Consider the following 20,674-nt stretch of genomic DNA (forward strand, 5'->3'; position numbering starts at 1 on the left):
CAAGGAACAGCCTCTTGCCGCCATTCGACAGCCTGATCGGGGTGCTTGCCAGCCGGTCCTTCAGCACGATCTGGTTCTGGCTGGCGCTGATCGGCATGTGGTCGGCGGCCGGGCGCAATGTGCTGGGCGTGCCGGTCGAGGTTCTGGCCCGCGCGCGCACCGCCCTGCGCCGCGACGCGCCCGACGCCCCTGAGGCGATCGCCCTGATGGACTGGCTGTCGCTGAACCTGCCGCGCTGGCGGCTTGGCCCGCGCGAAGGCGCGGTGTTTCTGGGCCTGACCAGTTTCGGGCTGACATCGCTGGCGGTGCTGGGCTTCGGCTTCGGGCTGGAACTGGCGCAGGCGCTGACGCTGGTGGGCGTGCCGTTCTGGCTGCTCTTCTGGCTGCGGGTGCGGCTGGCGCGGCGACTGGCGCCGATCCTCGCGGACGCGCAGCAGGGCGTCCTGCCCCTGCCTGATGCCGTGGCGGGGACGGTGCGGCATATGGTCCGCCACCGGATGCTCCACATGCTCCTGTCGGTCGCGGCGGTGCTTGTCACGCTGCTGTGGGGCATGCTGTGGATGCTGATCCGGCCCTTCGGTTTCTGAGGACGCCTTGACACCGCCAACCCGCCCCTTAGGTCAGCGCGCATGACCCAGCAGATCATCCTGTCCGGCGCCCCCGAGGGCTATGACGCGGCGCTTCTGGCCCGCGAGGTCGCCCGCCCCGAGAATGGCGGAGCGCCCGTCATCCACATCGCGCGCGACGACCGCCGCATGGCCGCGATGCGCGCGGCGCTGGCCTTTCTGGCGCCCGACCTGCCGGTGCTGGATTTCCCGGCCTGGGACACGACGCCCTATGACCGCGTCTCGCCCCAGCCCGAGATCCAGGCGGCGCGGATGGGTCTGCTGGCGGCTTTGGCGCAGGGGCGGATCAAGGGGCCGTTCGTCCTGCTGACCACGCTCAGCGCGGCGATGCAGCGCGTGCCGCCGCGCGAGGTCGTGCGCGCGACCGCCTTTTCCGCCCGCGTTGGCGAGCGCGTGAACGAGGCCGCCCTGCGCGATTTCCTTGTCCGCATGGGCTTTCAGCAAAGCCCCACCGTGACCGAGCCGGGCGACTACGCGATCCGGGGCGGGATCATCGACATCTTCCCGCCGGGCGGCGCCGGGCCGGTGCGGCTGGACCTGTGGGGCGACGTGCTGGACGGCGCGCGCCGCTTCGATCCGGAAACGCAGCGCAGCACCGAGACGCTGACCCGCGTCGAACTGGCGCCCATGTCCGAGGTGATCCTGGACGAGCCCTCGATCACGCGGTTCCGCCAGAATTATCGTGCAGAATATGGTGGCGGCCAGAACGATCCGCTTTACGAAAGCGTCAGCGCGGGCCGCAAGACGGCGGGGGCCGAGCATTGGCTCCCTTGGTTCCATGAGCGGATGGAGAGCCTGTTCGATTACGTGCCCGGCGCCTCGGTGGTGCTGGACGATCATCTGGCGCAGGTGGCCGAGGCGCGCCGCCGCATGATCGACGAGCAATTCGACGCCCGCCGCGCCGCGATGGCAGCCAAGGGGCGTGCGGACAGCGTCTATAAACCCGTGCCGCCCGACGCGATGTTCCCCATGCCCTCGGAATGGCAGGGCTGGCTGGACGCACATCGGGTGCTGCGGCTGTCGGTGCTGAACCAGCCGCCGGGGCCGGGCGTGCTGGATGCGGGCGGGCGCGTGGGCCGCAACTTCGCCCCCGAGCGTCAGGCCGAACAGATCAACCTGTTCTCGGCCCTGGCCGATCACGTCCGCACGCTGGCCCGCGATCATCGCGTGGTCATCGCCAGCTTCTCCGAAGGCGCGCGGGAACGCCTGTCGGGCCTTTTGACCGATGAGGGGCTGGCGGGCGCGACAGCCATCGCCGATCTGCGCGACCTTCCCGACCGTCCGGGCGCCATCGGTCTGGCCGTCTGGCCGCTGGACGAGGGCTTTGTGGCCGACGGCAAGGCCCTTGGCCGGATCGCGGTGATCTCGGAACAGGACGTGCTGGGCGACCGCCTGATCCGGGGCGCGAAAAAGCGCCGCAAGGCCGAGAATTTCCTGAAGGACACCACGACCCTCAGCCCCGGAGATCTGGTCGTCCATGTCGAACACGGCATCGGCCGCTACATGGGGATCGAGACGATCACCGCGATGAAGGTGCCGCATGATTGCGTGGCGCTGGAATATGCGGGCGGTGACCGGCTGTTCCTGCCGGTCGAGAATATCGAACTTCTGTCCCGCTATGGCCACGAGGAGGGGCTGCTGGACCGTCTGGGCGGCGGCGCATGGCAGGCCCGCAAGGCACGGCTGAAGGAACGCATCCGCCTGATCGCGGACAAGCTGATGCGGGTGGCGGCTGAACGCCTGTTGCGTCCCGCCCCGGTGCTGGAGCCTGACGACCACGAATGGCAGCAATTCGCCGCGCGCTTCCCCTATAGCGAGACCGACGACCAGATGGCCGCCATCGAGGACGTGGCCGAGGATCTGGCCGCGGGCCGTCCGATGGACCGGCTGGTCGTGGGCGATGTCGGCTTCGGCAAGACCGAGGTGGCGATGCGCGCGGCCTTCATCGCCGCGTCGCAGGGCATGCAGGTCGCGGTGGTCGCGCCCACAACGCTGCTGGCCCGCCAGCACTACAAGACCTTTGCCGAGCGGTTCCGCGGCACCGCGATCAATGTCCGCCCCCTGTCACGCTTCGTTTCCGCCAAGGACGCGGCGACGACCCGAACTGGCCTTGGCGATGGCAGCGTCGATATCGTGGTCGGCACCCATGCCGTGCTGGCCAAGGGCGTACGCTTCAAGAACCTCGGGCTGCTGATCATCGACGAGGAACAGCATTTCGGCGTGGCCCACAAGGAACGCCTGAAGGAACTGCGTTCCGACATCCACGTGCTGACCCTGACCGCGACGCCCATTCCGCGCACGCTGCAACTGTCCCTGACCGGGGTGCGCGATCTGTCGGTGATCGGTACGCCGCCCGTGGACCGTCTGGCGATCCGCACCTATGTCAGCGAATTCGACAGCGTCACGATCCGCGAGGCGCTGCTGCGCGAGAAGTATCGCGGCGGGCAGAGCTTCTTCGTCGTGCCACGCCTGTCGGACCTGCCCGATGTGGAACATTGGCTCAAGGAGAACATGCCCGAGCTGAACTACATCGTGGCCCATGGCCAGCTTGCGGCGGGTGATCTGGATCAGCGGATGAACGCCTTCTACGACGGCAGCCATGACGTGCTGCTGGCGACGACGATCGTCGAGAGCGGCCTCGATATCCCGACCGCGAACACCATGATCGTCTGGCGCGCCGACATGTTCGGCCTGTCGCAGCTTTACCAGATCCGGGGCCGGGTCGGGCGATCCAAGGCGCGGGCCTATGCCTATCTGACCACCAAGCCGCGCGTGCCGCTGACGCCCCAGGCGATGCGGCGGCTCAAGTTCCTGGGCTCGATCGACGGGCTGGGTGCGGGCTTCAACCTCGCCAGCCAGGACCTGGACCTGCGCGGCGCCGGCAACCTTCTGGGCGAGGAACAGTCCGGCCACATCAAGGAAGTCGGCTTCGAGCTTTACCAGCAGATGCTGGAGGAAACGATCGCCAAGCTGAAATCCGGCGAGATCGAGGGCACCCCCGAGGATGAATGGGCGCCGCAGCTGAACCTTGGCGTGCCGGTCACGATCCCGGAAAGCTACATTCCCGATCTGGATGTGCGGCTTGGCCTCTATCGTCGTCTGGCCGAGCTGACCACCAAGGTCGAGCTGGAAGGGTTCGCCGCCGAACTGATCGACCGCTTCGGCCCGCTGCCGCGCGAGGTGAACACCCTGCTTCTCGTCATCCGGATCAAGGCGATGGCGAAACGCGCGAATATCTCGAAACTGGATGTCGGCCCCAAGGGGGTCACGGTGCAATTCCACATGGACAAGTTCCCGAACCCCGCAGGGCTGGTCGAATACCTGTCGGACGAGCGCGGCAATGCCAAGGTCATCGACAACAAGGTCGTCCTGAAACGCGACTTCGCCACGGACGGTGACCGCATCAAGGGTGCCTTTGCCGTCGCCCGTGACCTTGCCGCCAAGATCCGCGAAGGCCGCGCGGCCGGAAAGGCCAAGGGATGAGCGCCGGTCAGATCCGCTTCGACACCGGCCCGCTTGGGGACGGCACGCTGTTCGCCGCCCCCGAGACGGTGATCCGCGCCGACACGCCCGAAGGGGTCGGCCCTGCCCTGGCCGCGATGCAGGCGGCGCAGTCGCGCGGGCGCTGGCTGGCGGGCTATCTGTCCTATGAACTGGGTCATGCGCTGACCCCACGCCTGTTCCATCTGATGCCCGCCAACAGGCGGCTGCCGCTGATCCTGATGGGGGTCTTTGACGCCCCCCGCCCGGCGCTGCCCCTGCCTGCGCCCGATGGCGTGCAGATCGGCGTGCCGAAGCCTCTTTGGGACCGGGCGCGCTATGACCGGGCGCTGGCGGCGGTGCATCGCTATATCGAGTCGGGCGACACCTACCAGATCAACCTGACCTTCCCGCTTGAGGCCGAGGTCAGCGGCGATCCGCTGGCCGTCTATGCGGCGCTGGCCGCGCGTCAGCCGGTGGGCGAGGGGGCCTTTGTCGATCTGGGCGGGCCGGTCGTGCTGTCGCGTTCGCCGGAATTGTTCTTTGCCGTCGGTCATGGGGGCGCCATCCGGACGCGGCCGATGAAGGGCACCGCCCGGCGCGGCGACGATCCGGCCAGCGATCACGCCAGCGCCGAGGGATTGCGCCTCTCCGACAAGAACCGCGCCGAGAACCTGATGATCGTCGATCTTTTGCGAAACGACATCAGCCGCATCTGTCATCCGGGCAGCGTGCGCGTGCCCGACCTGTTCACCATCGAGACCTATGCGACGGTCCATCAGATGGTTTCGACCGTCGAAGGGAGGCTTCTTCCGGGCGTCGGTCTGGCCCAGATCCTGGGCGCGCTGTTTCCCTGCGGTTCGATCACCGGGGCGCCCAAGATCCGTGCGATGGAGATCATCGCCGAACTCGAGGGCGCCGCGCGCGAGGTCTATTGCGGCGCGGTGGGCTGGGTCGATCCGGCGGGGCCGATGCGGTTCAACGTGGCGATCCGGTCGCCCTGGTTCAGCGCCCCGGACCGCTTGCGGCTGAACGTGGGCGGCGGCATCGTCCATGACAGCGAGGCCGGTTCGGAATGGGAGGAGGCTCTGTGCAAATCCGCATTCCTGGGCCATTTCCCGACGGGCTGACCGTCTTCGAGACGATGCGCGCCGAGGCTGACGGCCGCATCGCGCTGTGGCCCCTGCATCTGGCGCGGCTGCGGCGCGGTTGCGCCGCCTTGGGCTTTCCGCTGGACGAGGAAAGGGCCTTTGCCTTGCTGGCGGGGCTGCCGCGCGGGCAGGTGCTGCGGGCGCGGCTGGCCGTCGATCGGGCGGGCGCGCTGTCGCTGACCCATGCGGCCCTGCCGCCGAACCCGGCCCTGTGGCGGGTCGTGATCGCTGAACACCGGCTGGATGCGGGCGATCCGTGGCTGGCCATCAAGTCGTCGCACCGCCCGGTCTATGACGCCGCCCGCGCCGCCCTGCCGCCGGGCATCGACGAGGCGATCCTGCTGAACCGCGCGGGCGTGCCCTGCGAAGGCACGATCACCAGCCTGTTTCTGGATCGCGGCGGGGTGCTGCTGACGCCGCCCCTGTCGGTGGGTCTGTTGCCCGGCGTCCTGCGCGCCAGCCTGATCGCGGCGGGGCGCGCGCGAGAGGCGGCGCTGACGATGGATGATCTGCGGGGCGGGGGCATCATCATGGGGAATGCGCTGCGCGGGCTGATCCCCGCGCGGCTGGAGACGCGGCCCTAGCCAGACAGCCCGGTCTTTTCGATGACCTTCGCCCGGACGCGCTGCGCCAGTTGCGACAGCGGACGGTGGCGCAGGTTCAAGAGGAAGTAGGGCGCCACGCGGATGTCGCGCTGGACGGCCAGCAGCGCAAAGCCAGCCCCTACCGGCGCGCGGCGCAAGAGCAGCCCGACCTCTTGCGAGACCGAGGCCACGGCGTCGCTTTCGGCCAGATAGGCCATCGTGAACACGATCGAGGCCGACGAGACGACATTTCGCGGCTCGGGCAGGCCGACCGAGGCAAAGGCCTCCAGCGTGGCCTCGCGGATGGGCGCGCCGCGTTGCTGCATGATCCATTCGTATTCGGCAAGCTCGGTCAGCGTGACCATCGGCGCGCGCGCCAGCGGATGGCCCGCGCGGGTGCAGAAGGCGACCTTTTCGTCACGCATGGGCAGGATTTCGAAATCGCGGCTGTCGAATTCGGGCAGAATGCGGGCGAGGGCGAAATCCATCTCGCCGGCGGTCAGGTGATGCAGCAGATCGCGCGAGGGCAGGACCTCGACGGTGATGTCCGCCTCGGGGATCTCGTGCTTGATCTCGCGGATGGCGGGGACCAGATGGCTGACTGCGGGCCCCGTCACGGCCCCCACGACGACCGACCCGGCATGCCCGCCGCGCAAGGCCGTCACATCGGCCGCCATGTTGCCCATCTCGCGCAGGATGGTGCGCGCGCGGCGAATGACGGCGGTGCCGATCTCGGTCGGGACCATGCCCGAGGGGGCGCGCACAAACAGCGGCGCGCCCAGCTGGCGTTCGGTCTCGGCCAGCATGCGGGACGCGGCGGGCTGGGTCATCGCGCAGGCATTGGCCGCGATCTGCAACCGCGCGCTTTCGGCGATGCGCAGGATCAGGCGCAGTTGCGAGGGTTTCAGATGCAGGCGGGCAAGCGGGTCTGACATACCATTTCCGATATAGAGAAGGGCCATAATATCATTTTACGGTTATCTTCTTCCTGCGCTAGGGTTTTGCGACACAAAAGGCGCCGGGGAGGGCGCCGCAGCGGAGGACGACATGAAAACCATCAGGACCGCCGCCTTGGCGTTCGGCGTGTCGATGCTGGCCGTGGCCGCATCGGCCCAGACGATCGGCATTTCGATGCCGACGCAATCCTCGGCGCGCTGGATCGCGGACGGGGCCAACATGGTCCAGCAATTCGAGGCCGCGGGCTATCAGACCAATCTGCAATATGCCGAGGACGACATCCCCAACCAGCTTGCGCAGGTCGAGAACATGATCACCCAAGGGGTGGACGTGCTGGTGATCGCCGCCATCGACGGCACCACGCTGTCGAACGCGCTGGCGAATGCCGCCGCCTCGGACATCCGCGTCATCGCCTATGACCGGCTGATCCGCGACACGCCCGATGTGGATTATTACGCGACCTTCGACAACTTTCAGGTCGGCGTGCAGCAGGCGAACTCGCTCGTGCAGGGGCTGGAGGAGCGTTTCGGCGACGTGAACCCCTGGCATGTTGAATTGTTCGGCGGCAGCCCGGACGACAACAACGCCTATTTCTTCTATGATGGGGCCATGTCCATCCTGCAGCCGCTGATCGACGAGGGGCGGATCGTGATCCCCTCGGGCCAGCAGGGGATGGAGACAGTCGGCACGCTGCGCTGGGACGGCTCGGCGGCGCAGGCGCGGATGGATAACCTGCTCTCGGCGAACTACACGCAGGAAACGGTTCACGGCGTCCTGTCGCCCTATGACGGGCTGTCGATCGGCATCCTGTCGTCGCTGAAGGGCGTCGGCTACGGCTCGGGCGATCTGGAAATGCCGATCGTCACCGGCCAGGATGCCGAGGTGCAGTCGGTCAAGTCGATCATCGCGGACGAGCAATATTCGACCATCTTCAAGGACACCCGCGAACTGGCCCGCGTGACGGTGGGCATGGTCGATGCCATGCTCAAGGGCGGCGAGCCCGAGATCAACGACACCGAGACCTATGACAACGGCGTCAAGGTCGTGCCTTCGTTCCTCTTGGAGCCGGTGCCGGTCGATGCCTCGAACTGGGAAGAGGTTCTGGTCGGCAGCGGCTATTACACGGCCGAGCAGCTTCAGTAAGATCACGGGCCGCCTTTCGGGGCGGCCCTTCAGGCGCGCTGGCTGTCCCCCCGCGGACCGGCCCGGCAAGGAATGTCGCGATGAATGCCCTTCTTCAGATGCAGCGCATCTCGAAAAGCTTTCCCGGCGTGAAGGCGCTTGACGATGTCAGCATCGACGTCGCCCCCGGCGAGATCCACGCCATCTGCGGCGAGAACGGCGCCGGCAAGTCCACGCTGATGAAGGTGCTGTCCGGCGTCTACCCGACCGGCAGCTACGAGGGCCAGATCACCTATGACGGCGAGGTGGTCGATTTCCGCACCATCCGCGACAGCGAGGCGAAGGGCATCATCATCATCCACCAGGAGCTGGCGCTGATCCCGCTTCTGACCATCGCCGAGAACATCTTTCTGGGCAACGAGCGCGCCAGGGGCGGCGTGATCGACTGGCAGGAGACGTTTCTCCAGACCGAGGCGCTGCTGGCCAAGGTGGGGCTGCGCGAGGCACCCGGCACCATCGTCGGCACGCTGGGCGTGGGCAAGCAGCAGCTTGTCGAGATCGCCAAGGCCCTGTCGCGCAATGTGCGCTTGCTGATCCTGGACGAGCCTACTGCCGCGCTTTCGGAAAGCGACAGCCAGGCGCTTCTGGACCTGCTGCTGGAACTCAAGGAGCAGGGCGTCACCTCGATCATCATCAGCCACAAGCTGAACGAGGTGCGCCGCGTCGCCGACCGCGTAACGGTGATCCGCGACGGCGCCACGATCAGCACGCTGGACGCGAAGGGCCTGACCGAGGACAAGATCGTCCGCGACATGGTCGGCCGCGACATGGCGCACCGCTATCCCGAACGCGACCGGCGCGCGGGCAAGGTGGTCTTCGAGCTGAAGAACTGGAACGTCTGGCATCCCGAACAGCGCGAGCGGCAGATGATCCGCGATGTCTCGCTGACCGTCCGCGCGGGCGAGGTCGTGGGCATCGCGGGCCTCATGGGGGCGGGTCGCACCGAACTGGCCATGAGCGTCTTCGGCCGCAGCTACGGGCGGGGCATCTCGGGTCAGGCGCTGGTCCGGGGGCGCGAGGTGGATGTCTCGACCGTGGACCGGGCGATCAAAGCGGGGCTGGCCTATGTGACCGAGGACCGCAAGACGCTTGGCCTGATCCTGGAACAGACGATCCGGCGCAACACGATCCTTGCCAATCTTGGCGGCGTGTCGCGCCGGGGCATCGTGGACGAGGGGCGCGAGACCGAGACCGCCGAAAAGTACCGCCGCGCACTGCGCATCCGCACGCCTTCGGTCTTTCAGAAGGTGATGAACCTTTCGGGCGGCAACCAGCAGAAGGTCGTGCTGGCGAAATGGCTTTTCACCGCGCCCGACGTGCTGGTTCTGGACGAGCCGACGCGTGGGATCGACGTCGGCGCGAAATACGAAATCTACAACATCATCAACGATCTCAGCCGCGAGGGCCGCGCCGTCGTCATGATCTCGTCCGAAATGCCCGAGCTTCTGGGCATGTGCGACCGGATCTACGTGATGAACGAAGGCCGTCTGGTCGGTGAACTGGACGCGGAAAGCGCCAGCCAGGAAGCGATCATGTCGCTGATCGTCAGGGAATAGGAGGACAGCGTGGAACGCATCGACAGCGCGCCCCGCACGGGCATGCGCGAATACGTGGCGCGGCACATCCGCGAATACGGGCTGCTTTTCGCGCTGATCGCGATCATGGTCTTTTTCCAGATCGTGACCGGCGGCGTCCTTCTGCGCCCGGTGAACATCACCAACCTGTTCCTGCAGAACAGTTACATCATCATCATGGCGCTTGGGATGCTGCTGGTGATCGTCTCGGGCCATATCGACCTGTCGGTCGGGTCCGTCATGGGCTTCATCGGGGCGCTGGCCGCGGTCATGATCGTCCAGAACCAGATGCCGGTCTGGCAGGCGATGGCGGTCTGCATCGTGGTCGGCATGGCGATCGGCGCGGTTCAGGGCTATTTCATCGCCTATTGGAAGATCCCCTCGTTCATCGTGACGCTGGCCGGGATGCTGGTCTTCCGGGGCCTGTCGCTGTGGCTGCTGGCGGGACAGTCGGTCGGGCCCTTCCCGCAGAGCTTTCAGCAGCTTTCGACGGGCTTCATCGCGGACCCGTTCGGCTTTGACCGTCCCAACGGGCTTGCGCTGGCGGTGGGCGTGCTGTCGGTCCTGCTGATCCTGTGGATCGGCCTGCGCGCCCGCGCCCGCAACGCCCGCTACGGGATGGAGGACGAGCCGCTGGCCCTGTTCCTGATCCGCAACGGCGTGATCGCGGCCGCACTGCTGTTCGTGACCTGGAAACTGGCCTGGTTCCGGGGCCTGCCGAATGTGCTGTTGTCCATGGTCGTGCTAACGGTGATCTATGTCTTCCTGACCGAGCGGACGACGATCGGGCGGCGTGTCTATGCCACCGGCGGCAATGCAAAGGCCGCCAAACTGTCGGGCATCCGGACCGAGCGGCTGACCTTCCTCGTCTTCGTGAACATGGGGCTTCTGGCGGCGCTGGCGGGGCTGGTCTTTGCGGCGCGGCTGAACACCGCGACCCCTCGGGCGGGTTTCGCGGTCGAGCTGGACGTGATCGCGGCGGTCTTCATCGGGGGCGCCTCGATGTCGGGGGGTGTCGGCAAGATCGTCGGCGCGGTCGTGGGCGCCTTCATCATGGGCGTGATGAACAACGGCATGTCGATCATGGGGATCGGCATCGATTACCAACAGGTCATCAAGGGGTTGGTGCTTCTGGCTGCCGTCTTCTTCGATGTCTACAACAAGAACCGTGAGGGCTGAACCATGTGGCTGTCGCAACTGACGCTGACGGACGGAAGCCGCGCCGTCGCCGCCCGAACCGGGGCCGGGGCGCATCTGGTGCCCGGCATCGCGACCACCCGCGAGCTTGCGCTGGCCGCGCTGGCGGCGGGTCGGGGCCTTCAGGCCGAAGTGACCACTCGCGGGGCGGGCGAGGCCGTCGATCTGGTCGCCGCGCTGGAAGAGGGGCGGCTGCTTCTGCCGCTGGATCACGAGGACCCGGCGCATCTGCACCTGACCGGCACGGGGCTGACGCATCTGGGCAGCGCCTCGGCGCGCGACAAGATGCATGCCAGCCTGGAGGCGGGCGAGCTGACCGACAGCATGAAGATGTTCCGCATGGGTCTTGAGGGCGGCAAGCCCGAGGCGGGGCGCATCGGCGCGCAGCCCGAATGGTTCTGGAAGGGCAACGGCCACAACGCGGTCGCGCCCGGTCAGCCGCTGCATTCGCCCGGTTTCGCCCTCGACGCAGGCGAGGAGCCCGAGATCGCGGGCCTCTACATCGTCGCCCCCGACGGGCGCCCTGTGCGGCTTGGGTTCGCGCTGGCCAACGAGTTTTCCGACCATGTGACCGAGCGCGGCAATTATCTGTGGCTGGCCCATTCCAAGCTGCGCCCCGCGAGCTTCGGCCCCGAGATGCGCGTGGGCGATCTGCCCGCCCATGTCGAGGGCACGAGCCGCCTGATCCGCGCCGGGCGCACGGTCTGGGAAAAGCCCTTCCTCTCGGGCGAGGCGAACATGTCCCACAGCATCGCCAATCTGGAACACCACCATTTCAAATACGCTCTGTTCCGGCAGCCCGGTGATGTGCATGTGCATTTCTTTGGCACCGCGACCCTGTCATTCGCCGACGGGATCAGGACCGAGGCGGGGGATCATTTCCGCATCGAATGCCCCGATTTCGGGCTGCCCCTGACCAATCCTCTGGCGGTCGAGGCCGCCGACCCGGCGCCCGTCGCCGCCCTTGCGCTGTGAGGCGAGCATGAGTTTCACCCCCGCCCCCTGGCCCCGAAAGCTGCGATCCCAGGAATGGTATGGCGGCAATTCGCGTGACACGATCTATCACCGTGGCTGGCTCAAGAATCAGGGCTATCCGCACGACCTGTTCGACGGCCGCCCGGTCATCGGCATCCTGAACACCTGGTCCGACCTGACGCCCTGCAACGGCCATCTGCGCGAACTGGCCGAAAAGGTGAAGGCAGGCGTGTGGGAGGCCGGGGGCTTTCCCGTCGAGGTGCCGGTCTTTTCGGTCTCGGAAAACACCTTCCGGCCTAGCGCGATGATGTTTCGGAACCTGGCCGCCATGGCCATCGAGGAAACCATCCGCGGCCAGCCCATCGACGGCGCGGTGCTGATGGTGGGCTGCGACAAGACCACGCCCAGCCTGATGATGGCGGCGGCCAGCTGCGACATTCCCTCGATCGTCGTGACCGGCGGACCGATGCTGAACGGCTGGTACCGGGGCGAGCGGGTCGGGTCCGGCACGCATCTGTGGAAGTTCAGTGAGGCCGTGAAGGCCGGGCAGATGACGCAGGACGAGTTTCTGGACGCCGAGGCCGCCATGTCCCGCTCCAGCGGCACCTGCAACACGATGGGGACGGCCAGCACCATGGCATCGATGGCCGAGGCTTTGGGCATGGCCCTGTCCGGCAATGCCGCGATCCCTGCGGTGGATTCGCGTCGCCGCGTCATGGCGCAGATGTCGGGGCGGCGCATCGTGCAGATGGTCAAGGACGACCTGAAGCCCTCGGACATCATGACGCGGCAGGCCTTCGAGAACGCGATCCGCGTGAACGGGGCCATCGGCGGCTCGACCAATGCGGTGATCCACATGCTGGCCATGGCAGGCCGGGCGGGGATCGACCTGACGCTGGACGATTGGGACCGCTGCGGCCGCGATGTGGCGACCATCGTGAACCTGATGCCCTCCGGGAAATACCTGATGGAGGAATTCTTCTATGCGGGTGGCCTGCCCGTCGTCATCAAGCGTCTGGCCGAGGCCGGGCAGCTGCACCGCGACGCGCTGACGGTCAGCGGGGCCACGATCTGGGAAGAGGTCAAGGATGTCGTCAACTGGAACGAGGACGTGATCCGGCCCGTGGACAATCCCCTGACCCCGCAGGGCGGCATCGCGGTCCTGCGCGGCAACCTCGCCCCAAGCGGGGCGGTTCTGAAGCCCTCGGCCGCCAGCCCGCATCTGCTGACCCATCGCGGCCGCGCGGTCGTCTTCGAGGATATCGACGATTACAAGGCCCGCATCGCCGACGAGGCGCTGGATATCGACGAGACCTGTGTGATGGTGCTGAAAAATTGCGGCCCGCGCGGCTATCCCGGCATGGCCGAGGTCGGCAATATGGGCTTGCCCCCCAAGGTGCTGCGCAAGGGCGTGACGGACATGGTGCGGATTTCCGACGCCCGCATGTCGGGCACGGCCTACGGCACGGTCGTTCTGCACACCTCGCCCGAGGCGGCGGCGGGCGGTCCCCTTGCCGTGGTGCGCGACGGCGACATGATCCAGCTGGACGTGCCGAACCGCCGCCTGCATCTTGAGATCAGCGATGCCGAACTGGCCGCGCGCCTTGCCGCATGGCAACCGCTGCCCGATCCGCCAGCCAGCGGTTACGCCTGGCTTCACCAGAACCATGTGATGGGCGCCGATACCGGTGCGGATTTCGATTTCCTCCAGGGGTGCCGGGGCAACGCGGTCGGAAGGGACAGCCATTGATGAAGATCGCGCTTGTCGGCATCGGAAAGATCGCGCTGGACCAGCATGTTCCCGCGCTGCGCGCCAGCGCCGACTGGGACCTTGCCGCCACCGTCTCGCGCAGCGGCAGGGTCGAGGGCGTCGAGGCCTTCACCGAGATCGGCGCCATGCTTGAGGCGCGGCCCGATATCGGGGCGGTCAGCCTCTGCCTGCCACCGGTGCCACGCTTTGCCGCGGCCAAGGCCGTGCTGCGCGCCGGGCGCCATCTGATGCTGGAAAAGCCCCCCGGTGCCAGCCTCTCCGAGGTTCACGCGCTGCAGGCGCTGGCGCGCGAGGCAGGCGTCACGATCTACGCCACGTGGCATTCGCGCATGGCACTTGGCGTCGCGGCGGCCAAGCGCTGGCTGGCCGACAAGCGGATCGAAAGCGGCCGGATCATCTGGCGCGAGGATATCCGGCATTGGCATCCCGGGCAGGACTGGATCCTCGAGGCCGGGGGGATGGGCGTCTTCGATCCGGGGATCAACGCGCTCTCGATCCTGACCGAGATCCTGCCCGCCCCGGTCCACCTGCGCGCAGCCACTCTGGATTTCCCGGCGAACCGGCAGGCCCCCATCGCCGCGCGTCTCAGCCTTTCGGGCGGGATCGAGGCCGATCTGGACTTCCTCCAGACCGGGCCGCAGACCTGGGATATCGAGCTTGTGACCGATGCCGGGCCGATGGCCTTGCGGATGGGCGGCAACCTCCTCGAGATCGCGGGCAGGCCGGTCGAGGGGCAAAAGGACATCATGCAGGAATACCCCGCCCTTTATGCCCGGATGGCCGGGCTGGTGCAGGACGGTCGCAGCGAGGTCGATCTGGCGCCGATGGTTCTGGTCGCCGACGCTTTCACGATGGGCCAGAGGGCCATCGTCGCGCCCTTCGATTTCTAGGCAGCGACGGCCATAACGAGGTCCCCGGCCGCGTCCAGGCTGTTGCTGGCTGGACAGCCGCCCGCGACATGCCCGGCTTTGCCGTCGAAAGCGGCACCGGCCAAGTGGCCATGTCCGGCGGCACGCGACGCGCGGCCTGCGTCTGATCTTAGGGTTCTGCTGAAAAACCGGCGCCGTGGTGCCAAAGCCTGTGGGCGGGGTCTTGTCCCGGCCTGCGTGATGGCCGGCGCTGCGCCACAGGCGCTTTCAGAGGATGACCCCGACCGCGAGGCCGACGGCGCCGCCCAAGGGCAGCCCTAGCACCATCCCCCGGAAGAACAGGCAGCAGGGGCAGGACGTGTGCAGATGCGCCACCAGTCGCGATGTCCAATGGCCGGGGCCATGGCACCAAGCGGGCAGGAAGGCCCGGCTGCCCCATGCCATCCCGTTCGAGAGCCAGTTATCCTGCCACTCGGCGGTATCACCGGTCAGGTTGCCGGCCTCTGGTTCGGCGGATCGGGCCGGAGTCTCGGGTCGGAAGCGGAAGGGATTGATCATCCGATGCTCCGATCCCCGGTCCTTGCCGCCCGCAGACCGGGCGGGTCGGGGGGCATCTTGTCGGCTGCGTCGCTGACATCACCGGCGATCAGGCGGGCGCCACGCTCGTAGGTCAGGTAACGCCACAGCCAGCGCATCGAGACCAGAAAACGGTTCTGAAACCCAACCAGCAGATAGACATGGATGATCGCCCAGGACATCCAGGCGGGCCAACCCCGCAGTCGGAAGCGACCCTGTTCGAAGATGGCGGCATGGCGGCCGACGATCGCGGTGTTGCCGCGGCTTTTGTAGCGAAAGGCGGGCAGGGGCGTGCCATGGGTCAGATGCGCGGCAAGGGCACGGCCCAGATGGATGCCCTGCTGCTTGGCGACCTGCGCAAGGCCGGGCAGGGGTTTGCCCTCGGCGTTGGTGAACAGCGCGACGTCGCCAAGCGCATGAACCTGCGGCTGTCCCCTCACGGTCAGGGTCTCGTCCACGGCGATGCGGCCCGCACGGTCGGTCGGCCCCAATTGCGCCCCCAGGGGCGAGGCCGCCACGCCCGCAGCCCAGACCACCACGCCCACCGGATGCGTCTGCCCGGCCAGGCTGATCGAGCCCGGCCCGATCTCTTCGACCCTTGCGCCGGTCAGGATGGTGACGCCCAACCGCTCCAACCTGGCCTTGGCATAGGCCGACATGTCCTCGTCGAACCCGGCCAGCAGACGCGGCCCGGCCTCGATCAGGGTGACCGAGGCGCTGCCCGGATCGATGCTGCGGAAATCGTGCAGCAGCGTGTGGCGGCTCAGTTCGGCGATGGCGCCCGCCATCTCGACCCCGGTCGGGCCGCCGCCGACCACGGCGATCCGCATCAGGCGCTGCCGCGCGGCCGGGTCGGTTGCGCGTTCAGCGCGCTCGAAGGTCAGAAGCAATTGCGAGCGGATATGCCGCGCATCCTCGATCGTCTTGAGGCCCGGCGCCCATTCCGCCCATTCGTCCCGACCGAAATAGCCATGGCTGGCCCCGCTGGCCAGGACGAGGTGCCGATAACCGATCACCTGCCCGCAGCCAAGCAGCAGCCGCCGCGCCTCGGTATCGATCCCGGTCACTTCGCCCAGGATCACCCGGACCGAGTGATGGCGGCGCAGGATCTTGCGGATCGGCACCGCGACATCCGTGGCCGACAGGGCAGCCGTCGCCACCTGATAGAGCAGCGGCTGGAACAGGTGATGGTTGCGCCGGTCGATCACCGTCACGCCGATGCCTGCGCGGCCAAGGGCCTTGGCGACCTCCAGCCCGGCGAAGCCCGCGCCGATGATCACCACGTCGCGAAAGTCGATCTGGCCTCGGGCGGGGGTCATGCCTGCTTGTCTCTCCGGATGCTTCTTTTGCGGCCGGAGAATTCCCGCCCGGTCATGGTGAACCAGAGGGGGCGGTGATTGTTCCGAAGCGGGGCAAAGGCCGCAGGGGCATACCCCGGAAGCGCGCCTGGTCAGGCGGCGAAGGGACAATCACAGGTTTTGAAATTGGCGCACCCGAAGTCATCCATGCGGACGGGCAATAACCAGCAAATGCTGGGAAATCAGAGGGCGGCGTGATCCAGAATGTGAACCATTCTGTGAACCAGATTCACCGCCCCTTTTCGTCCCCTACAGCCGCGCGCAGGGCCTCGGTCAGAGCGTCGGCGCCCTGCTTGCGGTTCCAGATCGCGCGCGTCTTGCCGCGCACCCTCTCGATCCCGGCCCAGAGCATCAGCGCGACCGTGACCACAGCATAAGCCGTCTCGGCCGTCACGTCGATGGGAAGCGGAAAGCCCAGGCCAAGGGCGGCCAGAAGTTGCGCCAGCGCGGCCACGGCCATGAACCAGAAGCTGCGGTTCGAGACGGCCAGCGAATAGCGACGATCCGGCCCGGCCAGCCGGTTGGCTTGCTCGATAGTCGCGTTCAGGTCGCGGATTGCCTTGAAGATCAGGACAGGGTTCACGTCAGCCTCCGAAGATGAAGTAGGCCGCAGCCAGGGCAATTGCCGACAGGCCGCCAATGGTGGGCCACGTCAGCGCCGACCGCGCGGCGCCGCCCGTCACGTCCCATGCAGCCGCCGCGTCGAGAACGGGGATAGGTGCCTTGTTCTCGGGCTGGGGCGGCATAGCGGGCTCGGGCGCAAGGCCGGTGCGCGTGAAGGGGAACGGGTCGCCCCAGGTCCGCGCCGGGCCGGTGTCGATGTGGATGAAGCCTTGGCGCGGATAGGTGCCGATCCCGGTGAAGCCCGCCGCCCGCGCCGCCGCGATGAATGCGCGAGGATCATGGTTGCCGACCACCACGTCGAACGCCTTGCCATCCATGTGCAGGCTGCCTGCCGCGCCGCCGACCGCGCGATTGTGGGCCGGGCTGCGGTAGGCGCTGGTGATGACCATGGGCCGCCCAAGGCGCGTCCGAAGGGCTTGCAGCTTGTCGAGCGACGGGGGGTCGATCAGCAACTCGCCCTCGCGCTTGGACGCCAGTTCGCGGGGCGAGAAGTTGGGCCAGCGCCACTGGTCCATGGGGAAACGGCTGAAATGGGAAACCTTCACGGGTCGATCCTTTCGGGCTGTTCCAGCAGCGCGAAGGCCACTGGTCTGGTTTGGTCGAACACCCGCCGCCCGGCGCAATCGAACTCCAGGGACAGATAGACGGTCACGCGGCCCGGCTGGACCTGCGGCGGCACGTCGAGGGACAGGCGAACGGCGGTTTCGGCCACCGTCACCTGACGCGCCGGCCGCAGGGTTTCGCCCGCGCTCGTGATGTTGGATTCGTCGGTGAAGATCGCGGTGCGGTTCAGCAGCACACAGGCTTCGCCAAGCCGCGTCCGACGCACAACGATGTTCAGGGTGATGGGATCGCCCACATAGACCGGCTCTTTGACATAGCTTAGGCCCTGCGCCTCATGGATCACGCGATCCTCGCCGGTGGCGCGGGCCAACTCTGCCGCGATCTGCTCCAACTGCCCGGCGAACCCTGCCGCGATCTGATCCAACTGCGTGGCGATCTGGTCAAGCTGGGCCGGGCTCTGCCAGATGGCGATGATCCGGTCTCGGAAGGGCGCGACGACCAGCACGAGGACGGACACGGCCAGCATGATCGCCGTCCTCGCTGCCCACTTCTTCGCTTCTTCAAGGACGAACGACCAGAAGTTCTTAGCCTTCTCACCCATCGCGCCGGTCCTTGTCTCGGGGCGCGGCCCGGCCGAGTGCGAGCAGGACCAGTGCCACGGGCAGGATCGGCGGCAAGCGGTGCGCCCAGAGCGATGCGGCGATCAGCGCGCCGCATAGCGCCGCGCCCAGGTCAATCGCGCTGTCGGCCAAGCTGGACCCGAACCAGATCATCTGGGCCGCTTCCCACGGGGCGTAGATCGCCGCCCCCGCTGCTGCCGCGAGCCACGGCCGCGCAGACAGTAAGCGCAGGACAGCAGCCGCCAGCAGGACGCCGATCATGGAATGACCGAAGGCGGCCGCCATGCGCTCATACGGCCCTTCAGGAGTGCCGGGCGTGGACAGCATGTCCATGATCAGGCCAAGCCAGTCTGGGAGCATCGCTCAGTCCTCCGGGGGGGTGAACAGGCCGTCAGGCGAGGCCGTGGCACGCTGATGATTTGCCAGCAGGTCACGCCAGTATTCGCCCGACGCGCCGTCGAGGATGCCGACCGGCGCCACGAACCGACCCGCCAGCGGGCTTGCCGGGTTGTCGATCAGGCGAGGTCGGACCTTGTATTCGGTCCCCGCGTTCATCTCGGCAAGCGACGCGCAATCAGCGTCGTCAAAAATCACCCATTCCATCACTCAATCCCCAATGCTGTCCGGTAAGGCTGGAACCATTCGAAAATGCTCTGCACCTCGTCTGCCGTGAGGCCGCCGCCGATCCAGCCCATTGCGAACTGGCAGGATCGCAGGCTCGTGTCGGTGATCGCACCAAGCCGCAGATTTCCATTGGCAACCGGGTTGCTGGCGGTCGTGCCGGAGGCAATAAGCCCGCCTTGCCGGTAGAGGGCCACCGCGTTGGCCGCCGTTCGCGTGACTGCGAACATGCCGACTGCTGACGGGCTGGTGCCGTTGGAACTGGTCAACTGCGTCCCTTGGTTCACCCGGTAGGCCGCGCCGTTGTTGGCGTTGCGCGGGTTCATGGACACACCAGATGTTCCGTCGAAGAATCCGATCAGAGATCCTGCGGATTGGTTGTCAGTGTTCGAGCGGACGCCCATGCTCGCGCTGTCGCGCTGGAACTTAGACCCGAGCGGAACCTGCACAGCCGGATTGAACTGACTATCGAGATAGGACGACACGCCGTCGCCGGTATAGCCGCGATCTACCTCGAAAGACGGGTTGTTGACCGGCAGACAGTTGAAGTTGGGCGACAGCCAGTTCAGGCGTCCTGCTTCGGGCGCGTGAGCCGCATGGACCCACAAGGCATCCAGCTTTGACCACCAAGTCGTCGCTTTGCCTGCGATGAAGCGGTCGCTGATAAGCTGCTTGCGCTCAAGCTCTGGGGCAATTTCAAAGCGGTTGAAAAGGGCCTGCGCGTCCGGGTCGAATGCGCTGGTCGTGATTTCACGGATCACACCATCGCCAATATCGTATTCCAGAACCACGCCAGCCTGAAAGCCAGTCACGTTGAACGGAAGGGCGCCGCTGTATCGCTGCCAAGGCCCAACCGGCGACTTGGTGCGGAAGAAAACGCTGCGGTTCATGGTTCAGGATGCTCCGATTATTGCGCCGTCGAACGTGGGCGTGACTGCGACCGCAGGAACGGCAGGAAGGCCAGCGATGGCCGCGCCCGACGCGATGGGGGTGATTTCCAGAAGGCGCGCGTTGAGGCGGGCGCGGGCTGCGGTGATCGCGGCGCCGGTGTCTGTCAGGCCTAGGATGACCCCGAGTATTTCGCCCATGCGACCGGCGAAGCGCAGCAACCCAGCCTGCCCCGATGCAATCCGATCAATCAGCAGGTCCGCATGGGTGTGCGCAGCAGAAGCCACGACGACGCCGTTGATCCGCAGCGTGTAGGTCGTGGCGGTCGCGTCCAGTTCATAAACCGCCAGCCCTTCCGGCCATGGGGTGCGCGGCGCTAGGTTAGGCCCGACGCCCGCCCGGCGAATTTGCAGTTCCATGCCGCTGGCGTTCTTGGCCATGACGATGCCAGACACATCCTGCCGCCCGAAAAGCCGAGCGCCGTCAGCGGCTTGGGCCGTGTCCATCAGCCAAAACAGACGCACGCCGATCAAATTAAGCGGCGCAGCAATCTGTGTAATGCTTGTCCCGTTCTCGGGGAAAATCGCCGTGCTGAATTGCTGCATCAGCTCCGGCCCGATTACAGTTGCGTCGAGAACTGAACCAGCGCCGCCCATGTTCGGAAACGCAGTTATCGCGCCTGCGGCGTCCCGCAAAACGCGGTCGGTGCTGTAGTGCGCCAAAATCGCGCCGGATCGGTAGAACGCCGTGAGCGTGGACGGTATCCCGCGATCCGCCGCCCTGCCCAGCAGCGTGTTTGGCGCTTTCAGCAACCAGTCCATCACGCCACCGTGCGGACCAAGATCGAATTGACCGCGACGCCGGATCGGACATGCAGGACGGTCCCCGCCTTCACCAAATGGGCCTGCCCGCTCTTGAGCGGGATGCCTGCGGTATTGCCGGTCGGGCTGGAATGGGCGGTGAACCGGATTTCGCCATCATCGCAGAAGATGATGGTATCTTCGGCATCGGCCGGAAGGGCGACGTAGGCCGCGCCCACCTTCATATCGTTGTGATC

General features: G+C 66.8%; 21 protein-coding genes. 10 read left to right on the forward strand and 11 right to left on the reverse strand.

What is annotated here, in order from left to right:
• The first annotated feature begins 14 nt into the window (after positions 1-14).
• From ACTZWU_RS03970 to ACTZWU_RS03985, 4 genes are read left to right on the forward strand one after another with little or no spacing between them, the layout of a single operon-like run.
• The gene (locus ACTZWU_RS03970) at positions 15-587 is read left to right on the forward strand and encodes a hypothetical protein (protein WP_444736059.1); all 573 of its coding nucleotides are present in this window, start codon (positions 15-17) and stop codon (positions 585-587) included.
• A 42-nt stretch (positions 588-629) separates the two neighbouring features.
• Positions 630-4,109 (forward strand): transcription-repair coupling factor, encoded by a 3,480-nt coding sequence (gene mfd, locus ACTZWU_RS03975; RefSeq protein WP_444736060.1) that lies wholly within the window; start codon positions 630-632, stop codon positions 4,107-4,109.
• Positions 4,106-5,236 (forward strand): aminodeoxychorismate synthase component I, encoded by a 1,131-nt coding sequence (locus ACTZWU_RS03980; RefSeq protein ID WP_444736061.1) that lies wholly within the window; start codon positions 4,106-4,108, stop codon positions 5,234-5,236. The genes mfd and ACTZWU_RS03980 overlap by 4 nt, the downstream gene beginning before the upstream one ends.
• Entirely contained in the window at positions 5,197-5,841 is a 645-nt protein-coding gene (locus tag ACTZWU_RS03985; RefSeq protein WP_444736062.1) for an aminotransferase class IV family protein, read from the forward strand. The genes ACTZWU_RS03980 and ACTZWU_RS03985 overlap by 40 nt, the downstream gene beginning before the upstream one ends.
• Here ACTZWU_RS03985 and ACTZWU_RS03990 read toward each other — a convergent pair.
• Positions 5,838-6,776, reverse strand: coding sequence for a LysR family transcriptional regulator (locus ACTZWU_RS03990; protein ID WP_444736063.1), 939 nt, complete (start codon positions 6,774-6,776; stop codon positions 5,838-5,840). The two genes, ACTZWU_RS03985 and ACTZWU_RS03990, sit on opposite strands and share 4 nt — an antisense overlap.
• Positions 6,777-6,930: 154 nt before the next feature.
• On the opposite strand from ACTZWU_RS03990, the gene chvE reads away from it, so the two are divergent.
• The 6 genes from chvE (at position 6,931) to ACTZWU_RS04020 (ending at position 14,387) form a co-directional block, all read left to right on the forward strand.
• Positions 6,931-7,941 (forward strand): multiple monosaccharide ABC transporter substrate-binding protein, encoded by a 1,011-nt coding sequence (gene chvE, locus ACTZWU_RS03995; RefSeq protein ID WP_444736419.1) that lies wholly within the window; start codon positions 6,931-6,933, stop codon positions 7,939-7,941.
• Positions 7,942-8,021: 80 nt separating this feature from the next.
• A complete protein-coding gene (gene mmsA, locus ACTZWU_RS04000) occupies positions 8,022-9,536 on the forward strand; it encodes a multiple monosaccharide ABC transporter ATP-binding protein (protein WP_444736064.1) in 1,515 nt (504 codons plus the stop codon).
• Positions 9,537-9,578: 42 nt separating this feature from the next.
• Positions 9,579-10,733: a multiple monosaccharide ABC transporter permease gene (mmsB, locus tag ACTZWU_RS04005; protein ID WP_444736420.1), complete on the forward strand. Its 1,155-nt coding sequence runs from the start codon at positions 9,579-9,581 to the stop codon at positions 10,731-10,733.
• 3 nt (positions 10,734-10,736) lie between these two features.
• On the forward strand, positions 10,737-11,726 hold the full coding sequence (araD1, locus tag ACTZWU_RS04010) for an AraD1 family protein (protein ID WP_444736065.1): 990 nt from the start codon (positions 10,737-10,739) through the stop codon (positions 11,724-11,726).
• 7 nt (positions 11,727-11,733) lie between these two features.
• The gene (gene araD / locus ACTZWU_RS04015) at positions 11,734-13,476 is read left to right on the forward strand and encodes an L-arabinonate dehydratase (protein WP_444736066.1); all 1,743 of its coding nucleotides are present in this window, start codon (positions 11,734-11,736) and stop codon (positions 13,474-13,476) included.
• On the forward strand, positions 13,476-14,387 hold the full coding sequence (locus ACTZWU_RS04020) for a Gfo/Idh/MocA family protein (RefSeq protein WP_444736067.1): 912 nt from the start codon (positions 13,476-13,478) through the stop codon (positions 14,385-14,387). The genes araD and ACTZWU_RS04020 overlap by 1 nt, the downstream gene beginning before the upstream one ends.
• 246 nt (positions 14,388-14,633) lie before the next feature.
• Here ACTZWU_RS04020 and ACTZWU_RS04025 read toward each other — a convergent pair whose 3' ends face one another.
• The 10 genes from ACTZWU_RS04025 to ACTZWU_RS04070 form a co-directional block, all read right to left on the reverse strand.
• A complete protein-coding gene (locus tag ACTZWU_RS04025; RefSeq protein WP_444736068.1) occupies positions 14,634-14,924 on the reverse strand; it encodes a hypothetical protein in 291 nt (96 codons plus the stop codon).
• Positions 14,921-16,261 (reverse strand): NAD(P)/FAD-dependent oxidoreductase, encoded by a 1,341-nt coding sequence (locus ACTZWU_RS04030; protein ID WP_444736069.1) that lies wholly within the window; start codon positions 16,259-16,261, stop codon positions 14,921-14,923. The genes ACTZWU_RS04025 and ACTZWU_RS04030 overlap by 4 nt, the downstream gene beginning before the upstream one ends.
• Positions 16,262-16,529: 268 nt before the next feature.
• The gene (locus ACTZWU_RS04035) at positions 16,530-16,883 is read right to left on the reverse strand and encodes a hypothetical protein (RefSeq protein WP_444736070.1); all 354 of its coding nucleotides are present in this window, start codon (positions 16,881-16,883) and stop codon (positions 16,530-16,532) included.
• 1 nt (position 16,884) lies between these two features.
• Positions 16,885-17,469 (reverse strand): YcbK family protein, encoded by a 585-nt coding sequence (locus tag ACTZWU_RS04040; protein ID WP_444736071.1) that lies wholly within the window; start codon positions 17,467-17,469, stop codon positions 16,885-16,887.
• Positions 17,466-18,089 (reverse strand): hypothetical protein, encoded by a 624-nt coding sequence (locus tag ACTZWU_RS04045; protein WP_444736072.1) that lies wholly within the window; start codon positions 18,087-18,089, stop codon positions 17,466-17,468. The genes ACTZWU_RS04040 and ACTZWU_RS04045 overlap by 4 nt, the downstream gene beginning before the upstream one ends.
• Positions 18,082-18,468 carry a hypothetical protein gene (locus tag ACTZWU_RS04050; RefSeq protein WP_444736073.1) on the reverse strand — a complete coding sequence of 129 codons (387 nt, stop codon included), beginning with the start codon at positions 18,466-18,468 and terminating at the stop codon, positions 18,082-18,084. Before ACTZWU_RS04050 ends, ACTZWU_RS04045 begins: the two co-directional genes overlap by 8 nt.
• Positions 18,469-18,471: 3 nt before the next feature.
• On the reverse strand, positions 18,472-18,711 hold the full coding sequence (locus ACTZWU_RS04055) for a hypothetical protein (RefSeq protein WP_444736074.1): 240 nt from the start codon (positions 18,709-18,711) through the stop codon (positions 18,472-18,474).
• Positions 18,711-19,619 (reverse strand): hypothetical protein, encoded by a 909-nt coding sequence (locus ACTZWU_RS04060; RefSeq protein ID WP_444736075.1) that lies wholly within the window; start codon positions 19,617-19,619, stop codon positions 18,711-18,713. The genes ACTZWU_RS04055 and ACTZWU_RS04060 overlap by 1 nt, the downstream gene beginning before the upstream one ends.
• A 3-nt stretch (positions 19,620-19,622) precedes the next feature.
• The gene (locus tag ACTZWU_RS04065; protein WP_444736076.1) at positions 19,623-20,438 is read right to left on the reverse strand and encodes a hypothetical protein; all 816 of its coding nucleotides are present in this window, start codon (positions 20,436-20,438) and stop codon (positions 19,623-19,625) included.
• Positions 20,438-20,662 (reverse strand): hypothetical protein, encoded by a 225-nt coding sequence (locus ACTZWU_RS04070; protein ID WP_444736077.1) that lies wholly within the window; start codon positions 20,660-20,662, stop codon positions 20,438-20,440. Before ACTZWU_RS04070 ends, ACTZWU_RS04065 begins: the two co-directional genes overlap by 1 nt.
• Positions 20,663-20,674 lie beyond the last annotated feature (12 nt).

This window comes from Paracoccus sp. NSM (assembly GCF_052379855.1).
Taxonomy (GTDB): Bacteria; Pseudomonadota; Alphaproteobacteria; order Rhodobacterales; family Rhodobacteraceae; genus Paracoccus.